The organism is Paenibacillus sp. 01T47 (genome assembly GCF_056398245.1).
Map to the genome: position 1 here is coordinate 61,410 of NZ_JBFTPA010000016.1, position 17,603 is coordinate 79,012.

At 46.6% G+C, this 17,603-nt stretch carries 14 protein-coding genes; 2 read left to right on the top strand and 12 right to left on the bottom strand.

Annotated elements, in window-relative coordinates; translation table 11 throughout:
• Nucleotides 1–60: 60 nt before the first annotated feature.
• From AC1DOV_RS25570 to AC1DOV_RS25600, 7 genes are all read right to left on the bottom strand, one after another.
• Nucleotides 61–2,331: a glycoside hydrolase family 3 protein gene (locus tag AC1DOV_RS25570; RefSeq protein ID WP_477551340.1), complete on the bottom strand. Its 2,271-nt coding sequence runs from the start codon at nucleotides 2,329–2,331 to the stop codon at nucleotides 61–63.
• A gap of 129 nt (nucleotides 2,332–2,460) precedes the next feature.
• Nucleotides 2,461–3,564 carry a Gfo/Idh/MocA family protein gene (locus AC1DOV_RS25575; RefSeq protein ID WP_441884953.1) on the bottom strand — a complete coding sequence of 368 codons (1,104 nt, stop codon included), beginning with the start codon at nucleotides 3,562–3,564 and terminating at the stop codon, nucleotides 2,461–2,463.
• A 22-nt stretch (nucleotides 3,565–3,586) separates the two neighbouring features.
• Nucleotides 3,587–4,456, bottom strand: a complete 870-nt coding sequence (locus AC1DOV_RS25580) for a sugar phosphate isomerase/epimerase family protein (RefSeq protein ID WP_477551341.1) — start codon at nucleotides 4,454–4,456, stop codon at nucleotides 3,587–3,589.
• Between the two features lie 520 nt (nucleotides 4,457–4,976).
• The gene (locus AC1DOV_RS25585; RefSeq protein WP_441884957.1) at nucleotides 4,977–5,885 is read right to left on the bottom strand and encodes a fumarylacetoacetate hydrolase family protein; all 909 of its coding nucleotides are present in this window, start codon (nucleotides 5,883–5,885) and stop codon (nucleotides 4,977–4,979) included.
• Nucleotides 5,886–5,926: 41 nt separating this feature from the next.
• Nucleotides 5,927–6,700, bottom strand: coding sequence for an SDR family NAD(P)-dependent oxidoreductase (locus tag AC1DOV_RS25590; RefSeq protein WP_339204810.1), 774 nt, complete (start codon nucleotides 6,698–6,700; stop codon nucleotides 5,927–5,929).
• 66 nt (nucleotides 6,701–6,766) lie between these two features.
• Nucleotides 6,767–7,927, bottom strand: coding sequence for a UxaA family hydrolase (locus AC1DOV_RS25595; RefSeq protein WP_441884961.1), 1,161 nt, complete (start codon nucleotides 7,925–7,927; stop codon nucleotides 6,767–6,769).
• A complete protein-coding gene (locus AC1DOV_RS25600) occupies nucleotides 7,924–8,247 on the bottom strand; it encodes a UxaA family hydrolase (RefSeq protein ID WP_441884963.1) in 324 nt (107 codons plus the stop codon). The genes AC1DOV_RS25595 and AC1DOV_RS25600 overlap by 4 nt, the downstream gene beginning before the upstream one ends.
• A 212-nt stretch (nucleotides 8,248–8,459) precedes the next feature.
• Between AC1DOV_RS25600 and AC1DOV_RS25605 the strand changes: the two genes are divergently transcribed.
• Nucleotides 8,460–9,332, top strand: coding sequence for an AraC family transcriptional regulator (locus AC1DOV_RS25605; protein WP_477551342.1), 873 nt, complete (start codon nucleotides 8,460–8,462; stop codon nucleotides 9,330–9,332).
• Between the two features lie 134 nt (nucleotides 9,333–9,466).
• On the top strand, nucleotides 9,467–10,333 hold the full coding sequence (locus AC1DOV_RS25610; protein WP_477510863.1) for a phytanoyl-CoA dioxygenase family protein: 867 nt from the start codon (nucleotides 9,467–9,469) through the stop codon (nucleotides 10,331–10,333).
• A 109-nt stretch (nucleotides 10,334–10,442) separates the two neighbouring features.
• Here AC1DOV_RS25610 and AC1DOV_RS25615 read toward each other — a convergent pair whose 3' ends face one another.
• From AC1DOV_RS25615 to AC1DOV_RS25635, 5 genes are all read right to left on the bottom strand, one after another.
• Nucleotides 10,443–11,240: a polysaccharide deacetylase family protein gene (locus AC1DOV_RS25615; RefSeq protein WP_477551374.1), complete on the bottom strand. Its 798-nt coding sequence runs from the start codon at nucleotides 11,238–11,240 to the stop codon at nucleotides 10,443–10,445.
• A gap of 96 nt (nucleotides 11,241–11,336) precedes the next feature.
• A complete protein-coding gene (locus AC1DOV_RS25620; RefSeq protein ID WP_477551343.1) occupies nucleotides 11,337–13,049 on the bottom strand; it encodes a hypothetical protein in 1,713 nt (570 codons plus the stop codon).
• A 1-nt stretch (nucleotide 13,050) separates the two neighbouring features.
• Nucleotides 13,051–14,133, bottom strand: a complete 1,083-nt coding sequence (locus AC1DOV_RS25625; protein ID WP_441884970.1) for a glycoside hydrolase family 88/105 protein — start codon at nucleotides 14,131–14,133, stop codon at nucleotides 13,051–13,053.
• Nucleotide 14,134: 1 nt separating this feature from the next.
• Nucleotides 14,135–15,205, bottom strand: a complete 1,071-nt coding sequence (locus tag AC1DOV_RS25630; RefSeq protein WP_441884972.1) for a TolB family protein — start codon at nucleotides 15,203–15,205, stop codon at nucleotides 14,135–14,137.
• Between the two features lie 26 nt (nucleotides 15,206–15,231).
• Complete coding sequence (locus AC1DOV_RS25635; protein ID WP_477551344.1) at nucleotides 15,232–17,574, bottom strand: helix-turn-helix domain-containing protein; 2,343 nt, start codon at nucleotides 17,572–17,574, stop codon at nucleotides 15,232–15,234.
• Between the last annotated feature and the right edge of the window lie 29 nt (nucleotides 17,575–17,603).

Sequence of the window (17,603 nt, forward strand, 5' to 3'; positions counted from 1 at the left end):
AAAAATAGAGCTATATACAACTATTAGCCGGGGATTAATCCCCGGCCGCACGTTATCAAACTATTTTTTCTTGCCGTAGCGTTTCGTCCTATCATCCACGATAATCCCGCTCCAGTTTAAGCCATATGCAAAATCATAGGCGTTCCCCTCGGAATCAACATGTACTTCCATATCGTGTGCAACATCTTCCAGCTGCTCCTCAACGGTCTTCATATTCGCAGGCATCTGCATCGGCAGCAGCCCTGAAGGCTCTGCTTCACCGGTAATAATATCTAGAATCGCTTGATCCTGTACCCCAAATGCAGCAATGATTGCATCGGCCTCTGCTTCAAATTCTGCAACGATAGAAGGCTTCGATAATTGCAGCGACACAATGACAGGTTTGCCTTTCATAACCTCTTTCGTTCTCAGTACAGCCTCCAAGTCCGAAGCATTTGTGGTCGTTACCGTTTTCCCCTTATAGGAGCGGTTTAACACATCTCTATCATCGCCGGCTATACTGATTTCCCTAGTATGCTCTGCGGTATACGGGGTGTATTGCAAGCTTATCGGAACATAACCGTTTCCACCTGCTTCAGCATCTGCCTTGCTGTATCCGCTGCCGGAATCTGCCCCCGTAATGAACACCATTGCAAAATCAGCTATCTCCGGGTCATCCGTTACCTCGAAATATTTCTGTATAACATCCATATTGACGGGATATCCATCAAATGCAGCAGTCGGGAATCCGATCCAATTGGTACCTGCTGGTCTGTAGCGTTTAGGAATATAGACCGTCTTCATTTTCTGTATCGGGAGAACGTTTCCTTTGTTTTTAAGCAAAACGAGTGATTTGAGCTGCGCTTCGTAGCCTGCTGTCATAAATTCAGCATTGCCGACAATGCGAGTGGTTTGTTCTGGATCGCAATACGGGTTCTCGAATAAGCCGACGCGGAACATGTTCTTCAAGAGCCTTACCGCTGACTGCTCAAACCTTGCTCGCATATAAGCTTCACCGTGCTCTGCCACACCGATATGGTAAGCTTCAATGACAGGAGCCGCATCATTATTTCCACCGAATTGATCTACTCCGGCCATAAGTGCTTTGTAATGACGCTCCGAAACGGTATAACCTTCCTCAACCCCCCATGCACGTCCTCCTGGAAACAATCGTGTAATATCAGTGCCTTCATCGTCCGTAATTCCCCAGTCCGTGCACACGACACCATCGTAGCCATATTTATCACGAAGCAGGTTACCGATGATGTGAGCGTTGTAAGCATTGCCGACATTCTCGCCATTCACCTGATCTTGATTATAGGAAATCGTATAATAAGGCATGATGGCCGATGCTTTCTCCGTCCCTCCTGAGAGCTTGAATGCGCCGTCCAAGAACGGGATCAGATGCTCCTCGAAGTTGTTGCCTGGATATACAGCAAATTTGCCGTATCCAAAATGAGCATCTCTGCCGCCTTCGCCCGAACCCCCGCCCGGCCAATGCTTGACCATCGCATTTACACTTCCTGATCCCCAGCCATCTGATGGAGACTCTTCTTCAAACGAGGTCTGAAATCCGTCGACATAGGCTTTTGCCAAATCGGCTGACAGTCTTGAATCCTCTCCGAACGTGCCGTCGAAGCGTGACCATCTTGGATCGGTCGCGATATCGATTTGGGGAGAAAGAGCGGTTGCAATGCCAAGCGCCCTGTATTCCTTAGCAGCGATCTTCCCAAACTGATGAACAAGCTCAGGATCAAAAGCTGCTGCAAGCCCCAGCGTTTCGGGCCACATGGAAATTGCGCCTCCCGCCCCTGCATTATATTCCTTGCTCGCATCGGACCCATGGCGCGGATCGCTGCTGTTATTCGCCGGGATGCCCAAACCTGTACTTTCGGCCAAGGCTTGTACTTTATTGTTCCAATGAGCAGCAATCTCCGGACTTTCAACAAAAGTAAGGAGCACATGCCGCAGATGGTCTTGGGTTAAAAACTTTATTTGTTCATCGGACAAATCATGCGGCTTCGCACCGCTCTCCGAATAGGGCTTGCCATTATAAGAGGCGGTGAAAAAGCCATGTGAAGCTGGAACAGCCTGATGTGCGCTGTACAACATCAAACCGGCAATTTGCTCGATGGACATTTTTGTGGCTAAATCCTTTGCTCGCTCTTCTGCCGGCAAGCGCCAGTCCTCGTATTTATCCAGCTTCCCATCCTTATTGAAGTCTTTAAATGCAAAACCATCTTCCACTATAATATTTACGCCTGAATTAGCTGAATATCCGAGTGTTGGGCCACCTTCATTTTTTACATATGTAATCGTTTCCAATTTTGTTTCAGTCCAATGATCACTCATGTCATTACTGCCTCCTAGGAAGATTATCATATTCAGACATTAACGTATTCCCTCTCACTAGCGGAAAAACCTTCCCACTGATGGAAAGGCTCCCTTTTATATTGTTATTCCGTTAAATGAATTGAAACTTTATTCAAATTCTACAACTTTGCCCGTTTCAGCCGACTTATAGATCGCCTCTAAAATTTGCGTGACCACATAAGCTTGCTCTGGTTTTACGAGAGGCTCGGTATCATTAATAATACTATCGAGCCATTGTCTTGCCTCTTTCACGCCATCATCCTCAGCCCCTGGACCGAAGTAAGCAATGCCCCCGCTAAAGGAAGGTTTCGTCTCCACAAGCTGTCCGTGTTTGGCGCTATTAAAGATGACATCGCTTTTCCCAAACGTTGAGCTAGCTTTCATTTCTGCTCCGCCTTCTGTCCCGCAAAGCGTAGTCATCGCCTCTTTAGCATCGGTTGTATTTAATATCCATGACGCCTCCAAGAAAATCGTAGCGCCGTTTTCCATTTTAATAAATCCAAAAGCCGAGTCTTCTACATCATATCTTTCCGGGTCCCATGCACCCATCATATTGCCTTCGAACTTATCCGCCATTTTATGATAGACAGAACCACTCACCGATTTCGGCTTATAGTTATCCATGAACCATAATGCCAAGTCCAGCGCATGCGTGCCTAAATCGATTAACGGTCCGCCGCCCTGCTGCTCTTTATCCAGAAAGACCCCCCATGTCGGCACTCCGCGTCTGCGCACGGCATGGGCTTTAGTCATATAAATGTCTCCTAAATCACCTTCGCGGCATGCCTTATGCAAAATTTGAGAGTCATTTCTAAATCTATTCTGATAGCCAATCGTCAGTTTCTTGCCTGTCCGCTTAGCCGCATCTACCATTTTTTTGGCTTCAATTGAGTTGATCGCCATTGGCTTCTCACACATGACATGTTTGCCCGCTTCTAGTGCATCAACTGTTATATAAGAATGCTGCAGGTTCGGTGTTAATACATGAACAACATCAATTGATTCGTCTTCGAGCAGCTTTTTGTAATCGACATAGACTTTAGCGCCCTCGCTTCCAAAATCCTGAGCTGCCTTTTGCGCTTTCTCTTCAATAACATCACAGAAGGCAACCATTTCACCCATATGTGAAAGCTTGGCTAACGATGGCATATGCTTCTGGTTTGCGATACCGCCGCAGCCGATGATACCGATTTTAAGTTTTCCTTTGTTCATTGAACATTCTCCTCCTTATGGGCTATACATATTGTTGAAGCACGGTTAGATCCTTGCGAATGCTGCCAAACTTGTCTTCAGACTCGCCCTCGTTCTCCACAAGCGCATAACGGACATGCCCCATTGCGCGGATTTGCTCATACACAGCTGCAAAATCAAACCTGCCTGTGCCAAGGTCAACGAAGTCTCCAGGGCCAATATGCTTCTGATAGATTTGAAATGGTTCAAGCCCTTCTTCACTGCCTAGCTGCATAGCTTCCATAATATTAAGCTGGCCGGATAGATTATTGCTTATATCCTTCTGGTGGACAATATCACAACGATCACCAAGCTTCTCTAACACATGAATCGGATCTATACCCGCGCGTACGACCCATGCCATATCGATTTCAAATTTCACATAGGAAGGATCTGTATTTTCCAAAATCAAGTCGAACAGCGTTTGATCACCGACCGCTTTAAACTCATGCGCGTGATTATGCAGATAGAACTGGAACCCGCCATCCTTCATTTTTTTGCCGACACTGTTCATTTGCTCCGCCGCTTTCAGCGTATCCTCACGATCTTTGATCCACACGGATGGGAGCACGATTCGTTGGCAACCGATACCCGCGTAATACTTCATAAGCGAATCCCAGTCATGCGAAATCAATTCTTGCCCTGGCATCGTGCCTTCATGAACCGCTACTGCATTTAGACCAAGCTCACGAAACTTATCTCGAACCGCTTCCATAGGAATTTCATCGATATATCGTGTAAAGGACTTCATATTGAATCCGATAAGCTCAATATTTACATACCCTGCAGCAGCAACCTTCTCCAGCGTTCCAAAGTAATCCTCACCAAGCTCCCTGTATACGGAAAAAATATTAATGCCTGCTTCAATAGTCATTCGGCGAAATACCCCCATCTCGATTGGTTGATTGTGTTCTTATTTATTATGATAGAATACCGGAGACTTTCTTTCTTTCACGTATCCGTCATTCTATTATTGAATTTCCGCACTGTGGCTGTCGGAATGAAAGATTTGCCGCCAACTTTTTGGATAAAAAAAAGGGACTGTCTCAAAAGTAGAATTACCTCCACTTAAAACAGACCCTGTTTTTTTTGATAGAGCTTAGGCAAAACGATGTCCTTCCCTCATCCTACTTATAGCTAGCGAACCTAATAGCCCTTATTTAGAACATTCATCGTGGCTTATACTTGTAACGAACTCTAGAATCGTTATTTCGAGAAGAGTTGCTCTTAACCCCTTATAAAGCATGCTATATAATACAGTTCGTTAGTGAAATAATCTTGAGATGTTATCCGCTGGATGAGCCCGTTTATAGCCAACCGCATGTCATTCTTTAATAATAAAAAAAAGAAAGCCTCAATGAAACAGGCTTTCTCCACTCACTGATATATGCTGTTTACTGAACTTCCTCTACAAACCGGTTCGTCAGCGAACCCAGCTTCTCGATTTCGATCGTAACCGTATCGCCAGCCTTCAGCCATACCCGCTTCTCTTCCGGGTAGCCGAGTACAACACCCTCAGGCGTTCCAGTAAGAATAATATCGCCTGGCGACAATGTCATATGCTGTGAGACATAGCTTACGATTTCATCACAGCTAAAAACCATATCCGAAGTATTGGACTGCTGACGTACTTCACCGTTAACCGTGCAGCCAATGGACAGATTGTTAGGGTCTGCAATTTCATCTGCAGTGACCAAATAAGGACCGAGCGGGCTGAACTTGTCCAGTGATTTGCCAAGCAGCCACTGCTGCGTGCGCATTTGCAGATCCCTTGCGGACAAGTCGTTGACGCAGCAATAACCGAATACATGCTCCAGCGCCTGCTCCTTCTCGACATACTTTGTTTTCTTGCCGATGACGATAACTAGTTCAGCTTCGTAATCAACCTGACTTGTCACCTTTGTTGGAAGCGGAATATCTTCTCCATGAGCAGCTACGGTGTTATCGAATTTGTTGAACAAAATCGGATACGCAGGAATTGGAGCGTTGGTCTCATGCGCGTGTTTGCGGTAGTTCAGTCCGATGCAAATAATTTTGCCCGGCTCGGTTACACATGGGCCGAATGTAATATCCTCTTCGCGAAATAGGGCAGCAGAATATTGTTCTGAAGCTGCGGAGACTTCCTCCACAAACTGGCTTAACGAACCAAGTGCATCCGAGCCACCTTCGATCACTTCCATAACTGCTGTCGGTACATTCGGCTTATTGTTGATTTTGAGTGCCTCAACGATATCCAAGACGCCACTCGCTAATTTAACTCCTAAATGAGAGCCATTTTCTTTTTGAATGACAAGCAATTTCATAGTTATCTTCCTCTCTTTTGTGGATGATTCATACTGCCGCGTCAGGCATTTTTGCCGAACACGACGCCTCCATCAATATAAAGCGGTGAGCCCATCATAAAGCTCGACTCATCGGATGCAAGAAACAGTGCTGCCTTCGCTACATCTTCCGGACGGCCTAATTCATTGCTGAGCTGCCGTGATTTTAGCGATGCGATGGCAGCCTCTGGGTCCTCGTAAGAGGTGCGTAAATAGTTTTCAACAAACGGCGTCATAATCGTACCCGGCAAAAGTGCATTTACACGAATATTGTACTTAGCATAATCGACCTGCATCGATTTGGTAAGTGCCAGTACCGCTCCTTTGGTAGCTGCATAAGAAGCGCGGTTTGCAAGACCCATCTCTGCAATACAGGAAGACATGTTAATAATAGTGCCGCTCGCTCGTTCCATCATATGAGGCAGGACATACTTGGAAGGCAAATAAACCCCGCGAATATTGACCCGGATCACGCGATCCCAGTCATCCGGCTCCACCTCATGAAGCGCCCCTACACCGCTAATGCCGGCATTATTGAACAGGACGTCAATTCGGCCGTGCGCGGCAAGCGTTTCGCTTACCATGGATTGAACGGAATCTGGATCAGTAACATCCGCATAAACAAACGAAGCCCGCCCCCCTAGGGAGTTGATCTCTTCTACCGTTTCATTTCCTTTATCTGCGTTCAGATCGTTAACCACAACAAACGCGCCTTCCTTGGCGAATAGCAGCGCCGAGCTTCTGCCAATGCCTGAACCTGAACCGGTAATGAGGACAATCTTATCCGCTAATCTCATATACTAAGCTCCCTTCTATATTCGAATTCATGCCCCAAAACTAACCACGTGGCTCACAAAACGTTTCTATAGGCTAGGTCCGATACGGTTAATGCTGAATTCTTGATGGCCCAGCGTTTCTGCCTTCGTCCATTTTCCATCCGCTACATCTATGATTTCTTGCCATATTTTCTCTCCTGCCGACTCCAAACTCAGCATGCCGCCCAGCATATCGCTAACGTCGACGTCCATATTATCTTCCATCCGCTCAAACATCCGTTTATTCCCTGTAATTTTGATAACTGGCACGACTGCTGCCCCCGTTGGCGTTCCTCTGCCCGTCGTAAAACAAACGATATGAACGCCCCCCGCTGCCATGCCCGATACACATTCGATATCATTGCCCGGCGAGTCCATGAAGTAGAGTCCGCCCTCCGGTATTTGTTCTGCGTATTCGATAACTCCTTTAATGGGTGCTTTCCCGCATTTGCTAATGCAGCCTAGTGATTTCTCTTCAATCGTAGAAAGACCGCCTTCAATATTGCCAGGACTCGGATTGCCGCCCCGCATGTCAGCGCCCATCCGCTCTACCTCTTTCTCGAAACGGCCGACAATATGATACAGCATATCCGCCGTTTCTGGCGTGGCACAGCGCTGTGCCAGCACATGCTCGGCGCCGATAATTTCGGTCGTCTCGCCGATAACGATTGTTCCGCCTGCTGCGATTAAAGAGTCCGCGGCTTCACCAAGTGCCGGATTCGACGACAAGCCGGAAGTGGCATCGGAGCCGCCGCATTTCACGGCTACCTTGAGTTTTGACAGCGGAACAGGCACTTTCGGCTGACGCTCAAGCTCCACCATCATTTGTTTGGCTAGTTCCGTTCCATGCTGGATCGCTTTCACTGAGCCGCCAACCGACTGGATATCAAATACTTCCACCAGTTTGCCGGTTTTACGAATATCCTCTGCAAGCGCGTAGGGATCCACTACCTCACACCCTAGACTGATGATGATCACTCCGCCTACATTTGGATTTTTGCCAGTTCCCGACAGCACCTCGAAAGTACGTTCCTTGTCCGCTCCGATCTGGCTGCATCCATGCTGATGAGGAATGGCCACAGTACCCGGTACTAGCTGCATGATTCGGTTGCAAACCTGATTGGAACAGATGACCGTTGGAATGATGAGCAGATGATTGCGGATGCCAATATCTCCGTTCGCTCTTTCGTAGCCCATAAATGTGCTCATGCTTCCACCTTCCCGGCTATATCGCCTCTGCCGCGTATTCCTTCAATATTGTGGACATGAACATGCTGCCCCACCAAAATGGCCATGCTCGCTCGCCCGATGGTTTCGCCGTATTTCCGCACTTCCTGTCCTTCACTAAGCGCCTTAATCGCCAGCTTATGTCCGAATGGGATAACATCAAGTGCTTTAATTTCATGAATTTCCTCACCATCTCTGTAGCGAATGGTTTCTTCAGCTTCAACATCACGCAGCGCCATCACAACATGATCTCGGTCATCCATAATTAAAGCATCGACGCCATCTGTCATTTGTTGTTTCATTCAGCCACTCCTCCATCTTTTGTTCGTTCATGACTAATCGGTTTACTATCCAATTTTTAATCGTTATCCTTCATAATAATCGAGCATTTAAGATATGAAAATTGCGAGAAAACGCTTAAACATACCCTATTTTGACTATTATTCGGATAGCCATTACACTAGTACCGAACAGCATATTTTTATATCTTCCTCATCAAGGAGGTACCGCCAAAATGAAGCCGATTCGCAAGCAATTTGATGCTGCTGCTTCTTTTCCATTCGAATTCAGCTATCGTGCGGTAAAGGATTCGCATAATGAGCTACCCAACCACCTGCATGATTGGCATGAAATCGTCTATGTCCATTCGGGAAAAGGCGTGTTTTTTATTGATGGCTCCTTCTATGCCATAGAACCCGGTGATTTATTTCTGCTCCCTGGCAACACCGTCCATCGTGCATTGCCGGATGAAGAAGCTCCGTTGACGGTGAGCGCCATTTATTTTCACGGACGTATCGTTCAATGGGACTCCTTAGGCGATACCTTTTCTTTTGTTCAATGCTTTGAGGAGGCTAACAAGCGGAAGAGCCAGAAGCTCAGTCTGGATACATCCGACCAGCACTTAATAGAAACGATGCTGATTCATATTAACGATGAGTTGACAATGGATAAACCAGGGCGCCGCCATGCTGCCGTCCTTCATCTGCTTCAGCTGCTGCTTCTGCTGAATCGCCAAATACCCGCTCCAACAGCCGAACGGAAACATACCGGTGCGCCGGAGTGGATGAGGCTAACGCTTCGTACAATCGACGAACATCCTTTTGGTGACGTCAGCTTATCCACGCTAACCGCCAAAGCGGCAGTGAATCCATCACATTTTACGCGTGTCTTTAAGCTTCTTACTGGTATGACGCTAACTGAATATGTCACGGCAAAACGGATCAGTCACGCCAAGGAGCTCCTTCTATCCTCGGATGCGCCAATCAATGCGATAGCGAGCGAATGCGGGTTTGAGAGCCTGCCACATTTCCATCGCACATTCAAAAAACTAACAGGAACGACGCCAGCCGGCTACAAACGCAGCAGCCTATCGTCAGACTTTAAATAGGCGCAGCAGGGACTTCATGTTAAGCAGGTTAGCGGATGTATTGATAAATCATCGTACTGTTATCTAAATACAGCTTCAGCTCCTATTTGGTACGATGGGTTCAATTGTTGATAACGAATAGGAGGAAATAAAACATGACAAGTCCATCTAATTTCGGTAGTTTAACGAAAGAACAAATTGATTTTTATAATGAGCAGGGCTATCTTGTGCTTCCAAATCTGCTGTCGGAACAGGATTTAGCGCCCGCCAAAGAAGCGATGAATAAGAAAGTATCCATGATTGCAGATGAGTTAATGCATGCAGGACTTATTAGCGATAAACTGGAGCATCGGCCCTTCAAATATAGGCTCGCGGAGTTGTTTGCGGATTTAACCTCAGAGGAATTTCTGAACTACGGTAGAAGCTGGCGTGATAGACTGCCTGGCTACTTCGATTTAATGAGCAATCCAAAAATTTTGGACGCTGTGGAATCTTTAATCGGTGGAGAGCTTTTTTCCAATCCGGTCTACAACACAAGACCGAAAATCCCAAAGGTTGCTGCTGGAGCAGTGCCTTGGCATCAAGATAAATCGTATTGGCCCGATGCCAATTCTAATCCTGTCATAACCGTTTGGATTCCTCTTGTCGATGCGAACGAAGTTAATGGCTGCTTGCATATCAAGCCTAAGACTCATCGCACGAAGCTATTGGAATGGCATAGCGAAAGCCATACAGGTACAGGCTACACGGCGTTGCATGAAAGCCAGCTGGGAAAAACAAAAACTGTCGTCTTGCCCGTTCCAGCTGGAAGCGCGATTCTTTTTAATGACCGTTGTCTGCATATGTCCACCCCCAATGAATCAGACGAGGTGCGCTGGAGCGTAGATTTGCGATATCAACCAACGGATCAAGATCCCATGCCATCCCATGGCGCAGGTTTTCTAGCAAGAAGCTATCTTCACCCTGAAAGAGTAGCCACTCTGGAAGATTGGCTTGCAGAAAAGCCCGAACACAACACATAAAATATATGGGAACTTAGCATTTGTTCAGCCAGAAGAGCGAGATATGCTCTTCTGGCTGTTTATTCTAGAAGCTGCCGAACTTCAGGAATGGCGAAAGCTTAGCCTTATTTTAAAACTGAGTAACTTGACCTGCACTAATTTTAATAGGCTTATCGTCCACGCTTATCCAGACGTCGAGCGCAGAAGGGTTATGAACAATGCTTCTATCGACTGAGAATCTAAGTTTCTCGAGCGCTTGCATATAGGCTATAATCTCTGCATTCGTAGCATGCCAGATGGTATCGTTATCCTTTAGCAGCTCCCCCGCTTGATCAATAATCTCCCAGTTATCGTCATTGTCAAACTCATAGCTATGGCCCCAAACATAAAGCAAAGACATTCTACTAAACCATTCCTTAAAGTCTTTGAAAATTTCAACTTGTTCTAGCAATTGTTTATGATGACATGTTGGATGCCAACGAAACGGATCAGCTGGCATATCGAATCTGCCATGGCTGTTCACCGTTCTAGCATATTCAATTCCAAGCGCTGGAAGCATCGCAACGACTTTGTCATTATAAGTTCCAAAAGGATAACTCATTCCACGTACCGGATATTGTACAAGACTCTCCAGCGTCCGCCGATCTTCCAAAATTTCATGTGCTACTTGATCTGGTGGAGAGATTTCTAGAAAAGGGTGACTAACCGTGTGCGCAGATACTTCATGGCCTTGAAAGAGCGTTCTAACCTCTTCCGCTGTAATATATCCCTCGCGCCCAAGAAAACCAGAGTTAAGATGAAAGGTACCTTTGAAGCCATACTGATTTAATTTCGCTACGAGCTGCCGGTCTTGAGTTCGCCCATCATCATAGCTGAAGGTCATAGCCTTCGTTCGTCCTTCTGGAAATAACGTGTACTGAACTTTCATCACATTTCGTCCTCTCTTATTCTTTTTGCTCAGCTGGACTATACACACTGCTAAAAGAAAAACCCATCAGTTCGATGGGTCAAGCTTTGTGGATAATTACAGCATACTAGGCTTCAACTGCAAAGTAAGCGCTATATCCTCATTATTCCAGCTTGCACTAATAGTTGCAAGCTCTTTTGTACGTTCGATTTGCGGCTTGAAGCTATCAACTCCTTGTCCTATGCAAAGAGAGAAAAGAAATGCAGCCTCGTTCATTTTTCGAAAATCAATGACCTTCTTTTCACCGGTATGAAGTACAAGGTCGATACCGAGCAAGTCACCCTCCCTAGTTACTTCCCAGCTCCAGTCTCTGGCTGCCTCACCTGCACTCTGATCATCAAAGGCTGCAAACCAGCTGCGCAGCGATACCAGCGTCTCCCCTATTCGCAGGCTAACACTGCCTTTCTCCACTACGGTGCTGACCTGATCCAAAGCGCCGCCAATTTCCAGACGGAATCGCAAATCTGACGCTTCGATTGAGCCATGAATCATATCCAAATTCGGGTGGGTATCACCGCCATTGACGACAAAATTCACTCCAAACAACAGATGGTTCTCCCGCTGCTCCCCATGAAAAATAGCAGAACAATAATCATAACCATCGTGCAGCGCACGCAGATGCAAGTAAGTCGCCTCGCCACCATTATCAACATAGGCGAGCAAAGTCCTTGTCTGGTTCCACATAATCTCTTTGTTGAAGCTGCCAAGTGTATAGGTCGGCGTCATATAAGTAGTTGCCCACTTCTCTTTACCATTTCCATTGATCCCGAAGCATTCCCTTATCGTCCGCTGACCGAGCGCAAGGAAACCTTCTACATATTGCTCTGGACATACAGCGCCGCACTTATACCAATCTTCATAATAAGGAAGTTCATCCTCCGTATAAAAAGCCAGCTTTCCTTTGGTTGCTAGTTGTAGAAAAGCTTTGCTTTGAGGTGTAAGCAGCGTTTTGTAACAACGGCTGTGCGGACCGGACCACTGCCTTGTACCGGCATGAAAATGATCCGCTACACTTTTCCATGCGATGTTCAGCAAGTCGTTTCCAAGCTGCTTTGCATAATCATTGCTCGTTTCCGTTACAATAGCAGACAGCTCCAAAATAGCAACATAAGTGTACGTCGGACTATTATATTCTTGGAACGCCTGCCGAGGCATTGTATAGCTATGCAGCTTTTCCAGTCGTTCCAAACCGTATTTTGCATAATCCTGCCGCTCGAACCATTCACCAGCGATGAGCGTAACGAATGCGCCCATAATTGCAATGTTAGTGTAATGCGGTCCAACATTCCGAATGATAATCGCGTCACAGGCATTACAAATAGCTTGTTTCACCGACTGCCGCAGCGTCTCTGGCAGCCTTGCATCGTGCCTTGAAATGATCAGCACAAGCAGCTTGCCGCAAAAGTCAGCCCAGTTCCAATCAGGAGGGGACATTTGATCAAGCGGCTCCTCATAAAACCAAGACCAGATACCGAATGTATTGCGGCTCCGATCTGTATCCTGCAAGGAAACGATTTGCTCAATAATATCGAAAGCACGCTGCTCATAATGTTCTTTCCCTGTATCCAGCAGACCCAGCGCATAGCTGAGCGAGCTCCGTGTTGAATGGATAAAATCAGCCTGTTTAATGGTCGTATGATAGCCGGGACTACTGAAGGGTGACCTAAGTAAACGGTTTTCTGAATTGTACTGGGAGTCTAGGGAATCAATCAGCTCAATCAACTTGTTTCTGTTATCGAATGAATTATTGGAATTGTCCACTATGTTCATTTCATCCCTCACCTGTAATCAAGTTATCTTCGTTTGCTTGCTCAGAAGTCAGCAAGAGCATAAATTCTGTCAACAGCTGTAAAGTTAAGCCTTGCCCATAAAGTGTCGGATAGATCGGAATCTGATTATAAGCGTCATCGGATGGCATAATAGGTGTTCCGCCCGAGACACCTGCAACTTCACCATTAGAATTAATTAGCGACAACACTTCAGATAGCGTTCGCTCAGCCGGCTCCAGAAATGAGGCGTCAAGCATACCTGTGTTGACTCCTCTAAGAAAACCGCATGCAATTCCAGCACTTGCCGAGGTTTCTTTATACGTATCCGTGCGATCCAGCACCGTATGCCACAGCCCGTCTGCAGCCTGGCAAGAGCGTAGTGCAGCGGCAAGAGTGGAATATCGTTTGTTAAGCTCTGTTGGTATGGCTGCTAACCCGCTGATTTCACTCACAATCTCGGGTATGCTCATAACGATCCATGCATTGGCGCGAGCCCAACGAACCGCTGATAAATGGTTGCCTGCCTCACAGTTCCAGCCGTGAAATAACAATCCCGAATTCGAATCCTGCAGCAGCTGCAAATGAAGCATGGTCTGCTCTAGTGCCTCTGTAGCCAACTGCTTATCACCCGTCGTTCTCGCCAGCCTAGCTAGAAATAAGACAGCCATAAATACCGTATCTGCCCAAACCTGTTCACGGAACTCGGCAGCCTCCGTAACGGTGTGCTCGAAAGCCCGCTCGCGTGTACGCGGCGCTTCATTCAGCATCCACTGTGCAATTTCCTGTGACTTGGCGAGCAGCCAAGCCTCTCCGGAGCGGCGATATAAGGAAGGAAATACGGCAAAAGGCGCCATTGCATTAATTACTTTCTGAGCATCGGCCTTATGCTTATTCTGCTCTACCCATTTTTCCACGTACTGGATCGCTTCTTCTTGCCCTGACTTCTCACCATAATCCAAAATTGAGATGATACCGACACCAGGAACCCAGTCCCACTGATTCATATCCATGCCCCAATTCCCCTGATGATCATCGGTCATATAACTGTAGATTTTGCTCATCGCCTCTGCAATCTGCCCTGTCATATCAGTTCTCCTCAGTGAATTGATCAATGTCGATGATGCCAATCCATAAGTGCTGCTCCTCATCTGCAAAAGTAAACGACACCTTTTTACTATCGGGACTGAACATGGGGTGGGGATGTCCGGGATGATCTCTCCATAGAGGCAGCTCGCACAGCAGCTTGGAGGTTCGCTTCTCCAAATTGATGAGGACGATTTTGCTTACCTTCATTCCCTCTTCAAACGTATCCGCAACGGCAAAACGCCCATCTGGACTCGGCGCTACATGCCAGTACCTGTAGTCGCCATTGATAAGTTCATGATCTTTGCCCGTTTTTTCAACCCGATATACTCCTGTTGGTTTTAGCGGGCTTTGCGGATACTTGACGAAATACAGATACTCCCCATCTGCTGCCCACATCTCGTGCCCCACATATTCCACATGCTCACCTGTATCCAGCCGCTGCTGGCGAAAAATATTACGTATCTCACGCGTCGTTGTATCCGCAACGTAGATACGATCTGCAATATGGTCTGTCCTGCCCTCATGGGCAAAAAAAACAAGCTGATCATAACGAGGATTAATCATCGAATGATTCGCAATAGGGTAGGGCTCTTTAAACCCCGGTGCAGCAACAACAGAGACCTCACCTGTGAGGACCTCAACAATCCCGACTACCCATTCCTCGCCGCGTTTCCAGTAAGTTCCTATTTTCTTTCCGTCATTTGTGATGGAGAGTGGACCATACACCTCAGTCCCAACCTCCATTCTGCATACGTTGCGAGACAGCATCGTATGCAGATTAAACTCATAAATCGCAGATCCGACATAATAATAGAAATAATCATTTGACGATACAACACCGCATCCCCAGCTGAGGTTTTCTATCAGTGTTTCAACCGCACCCGTCTCTATATCAAAAAGAACATAACGCCCTTTAAAGCTCTCATCTATGTCTGTACAGACCATAATATTGCGGCTGTCTGCCATCCAGGTTTGAGCTGTAAAATAGTTTTGGCCGGTATCCGTACCAGGGTTTCCAACAGCCTGAATAGCGATATTCGTTAAAGGATCCTTCAACTTGCGAATGATCATGCTGCACCCTTCCTCTCCTCTATAGTTCAAACCTCTCCATCTTCTTCTCTCCGCGCCCGCTCTCTGAATTCCGTAGGCGTTAGCCCTGTTATTTTCTTGAATAATCTCACAAAGCTATTCACATTTGTATAGCCTACGCCCTCCGCAATATCGCGTATTTTCTCTTCCGTATCCTTCAGCAGCTGCTTGGCCTTGTTCATGCGCGTCTCCATCAAAAAATCGATAAAATTGCACTCCTGCTGTTCTTTAAACAGCTTGCTGAGATGAGATACGCTCAAATGAAATTCGCTCGCGAGCAAATTAAGCGACAGGTCGCTGCGCATATAATGTTTTTGAATATAGAGCATCACATTGTCAATGACATCATTTCGTTCCCTGTTGCTTCGCTTTTCCTTAATTCGTTCGATGAAGCTCGAGAGTGATTGGATCGTAAAGGCCTCAAGATGGTGCAGCTGCTCATACTGGTTCAACATTTCAACCATGTACTGCTCCGGCAAAATCCCCTCAGGGTCAACGCCAATTTCTACAGTGGCTGTCGCGGCCTTCATCAGGCACTGTACAATCAGCTGCATAATCATTTCCGGCGGCACGACATGCTCGGTGAACGATTCGAACCATCTGTGTACTTGCAGCTTCATCTTCTCTGTATCCGACACCTTAACCGAAGCGACAATCCCATCTGTCATGGCAAATAATCGGTAAAATTGCGGGGATTGCTCACTGAACACATCCTCTTTCGTAATAATCGAATTGCTCCCCATTACGAGCTTATAGCTCAGCGCCTCAAGCGATTGCTTATAGGAGCGATGAATTTCGTTGACCGTTTCAACAATATCTCCGATGCCAATCGTAATCGTGCGGTTAAAATACTCCTGAACGAAATCCTTCATTAAATCAGCTACTGCGACCGCCCGCATCATATGGCGCTGCGGATCATCTTGATCACCGAAGCTCATAATGACAGCGCATTTGCCAATGCTCACTTCCACTGCAATGCCGCGGCTCTCTGCATTCATCAGCTCCTCTGCTACATTGCAGAGCGCATAGGCATAAAGCTGCAAATCCCGCGGCGAAGCAATTTCATGCTTGTTGTCAAATTCAATGCTCATGACGACATAATGCTCTAGATACAAACTAATGCCAAGCATATCCATATAAGGCTGCAGCACTGCAATATTTTTGCGTTTCTCAGAAAGCAATTCAGTGAGCAGCTGCCATTTGATAAGCGGCTTGCTTTCAATTACCTGCTTATGCAGCTCTTCCCGATCTTGCAAAATATGTTGTACCGTCGATTCGAAATATTGAAATTCATCCGTGTATTTCCGTGTTGTTCCTTCCTTCGGATGAATTGTCAAATGCCGAGTCATCGCCTGAATAAAACGATTAACTGGCTTGAAAATCCAGCGGCCTACCATCGCTGCCGATGCCGTCGCCACCACAAACAATACAATGGCAAGAATAAGCAGGCCATTGCGAATGGCATAAAGCGGCTTTAGAAACTGCGCTTCCGGCACTACCCGAACAATATTCCATCCCGTATAGTCTGACTTCACATAAAAAACGGAGGATGCTGTCCGTTCAACCTGCTCAGAAAAATGGCCGCTCGTTTCCGAGGCATTCAATATCTGGTTAATATACGGAAATTCACTAATGTCCTTGCCCAGCTTGCTCTGGTCTGCATGCAGCACCACGACGCCTTCACTATCCATAATAAAGGTCTGTCCTTTATCCATCGCAGCCGTATTGCGAATCAAGCCGTACAGCAGATCCTCCTTAATATTTACGGCGATCGCACCTTCCCGCGTACCTGACGAATGAATAAGCGGATAAGAGCGTACCAGCGTTACAACATTGCGGTATACCGGATATTGCGAGTGATTAAGCTGTACCTTGCGAGTCGACATCCAATTGAAATATCCATCATACTGCTGAAATTCTGGAATCCATGAGAAATCCAGCTTATAATCCTGTTCAGTCAATACATTTCCTGAAACGAGCCGCTGCGTGCCATAGGAATAAAGATCGATGGAAAAGAGATAATCAATACTATTAATCGCATTCGTAATTAGAGTGGATACGCGGAAAGCATTGTTCTTGCTCTCCAAATCGGTCAGCTCATCATTGAAGAACCGTCCCACCTCAGACGTCTTCAGCAGCTGAATTGCCGATTTATCAATATGCTTAAGCGACAGCTCCAGCTTCTGATCCAGCTGTCCTAGCAGTTCCATGTTCGTACTGGTCAACTGCCGCTCCAGCTGTCGGTTGAATACGGAGTACGTCAAAAATGCAGAAGAAAAAACGAGGAAGAACAGCAGCATCGATAGTACTGCAACCGCCTTTACAAGCCGCCGATTTTGTACGAGCTTCATATCTGTTCCTCCTTCATTTTTGTCTTGTC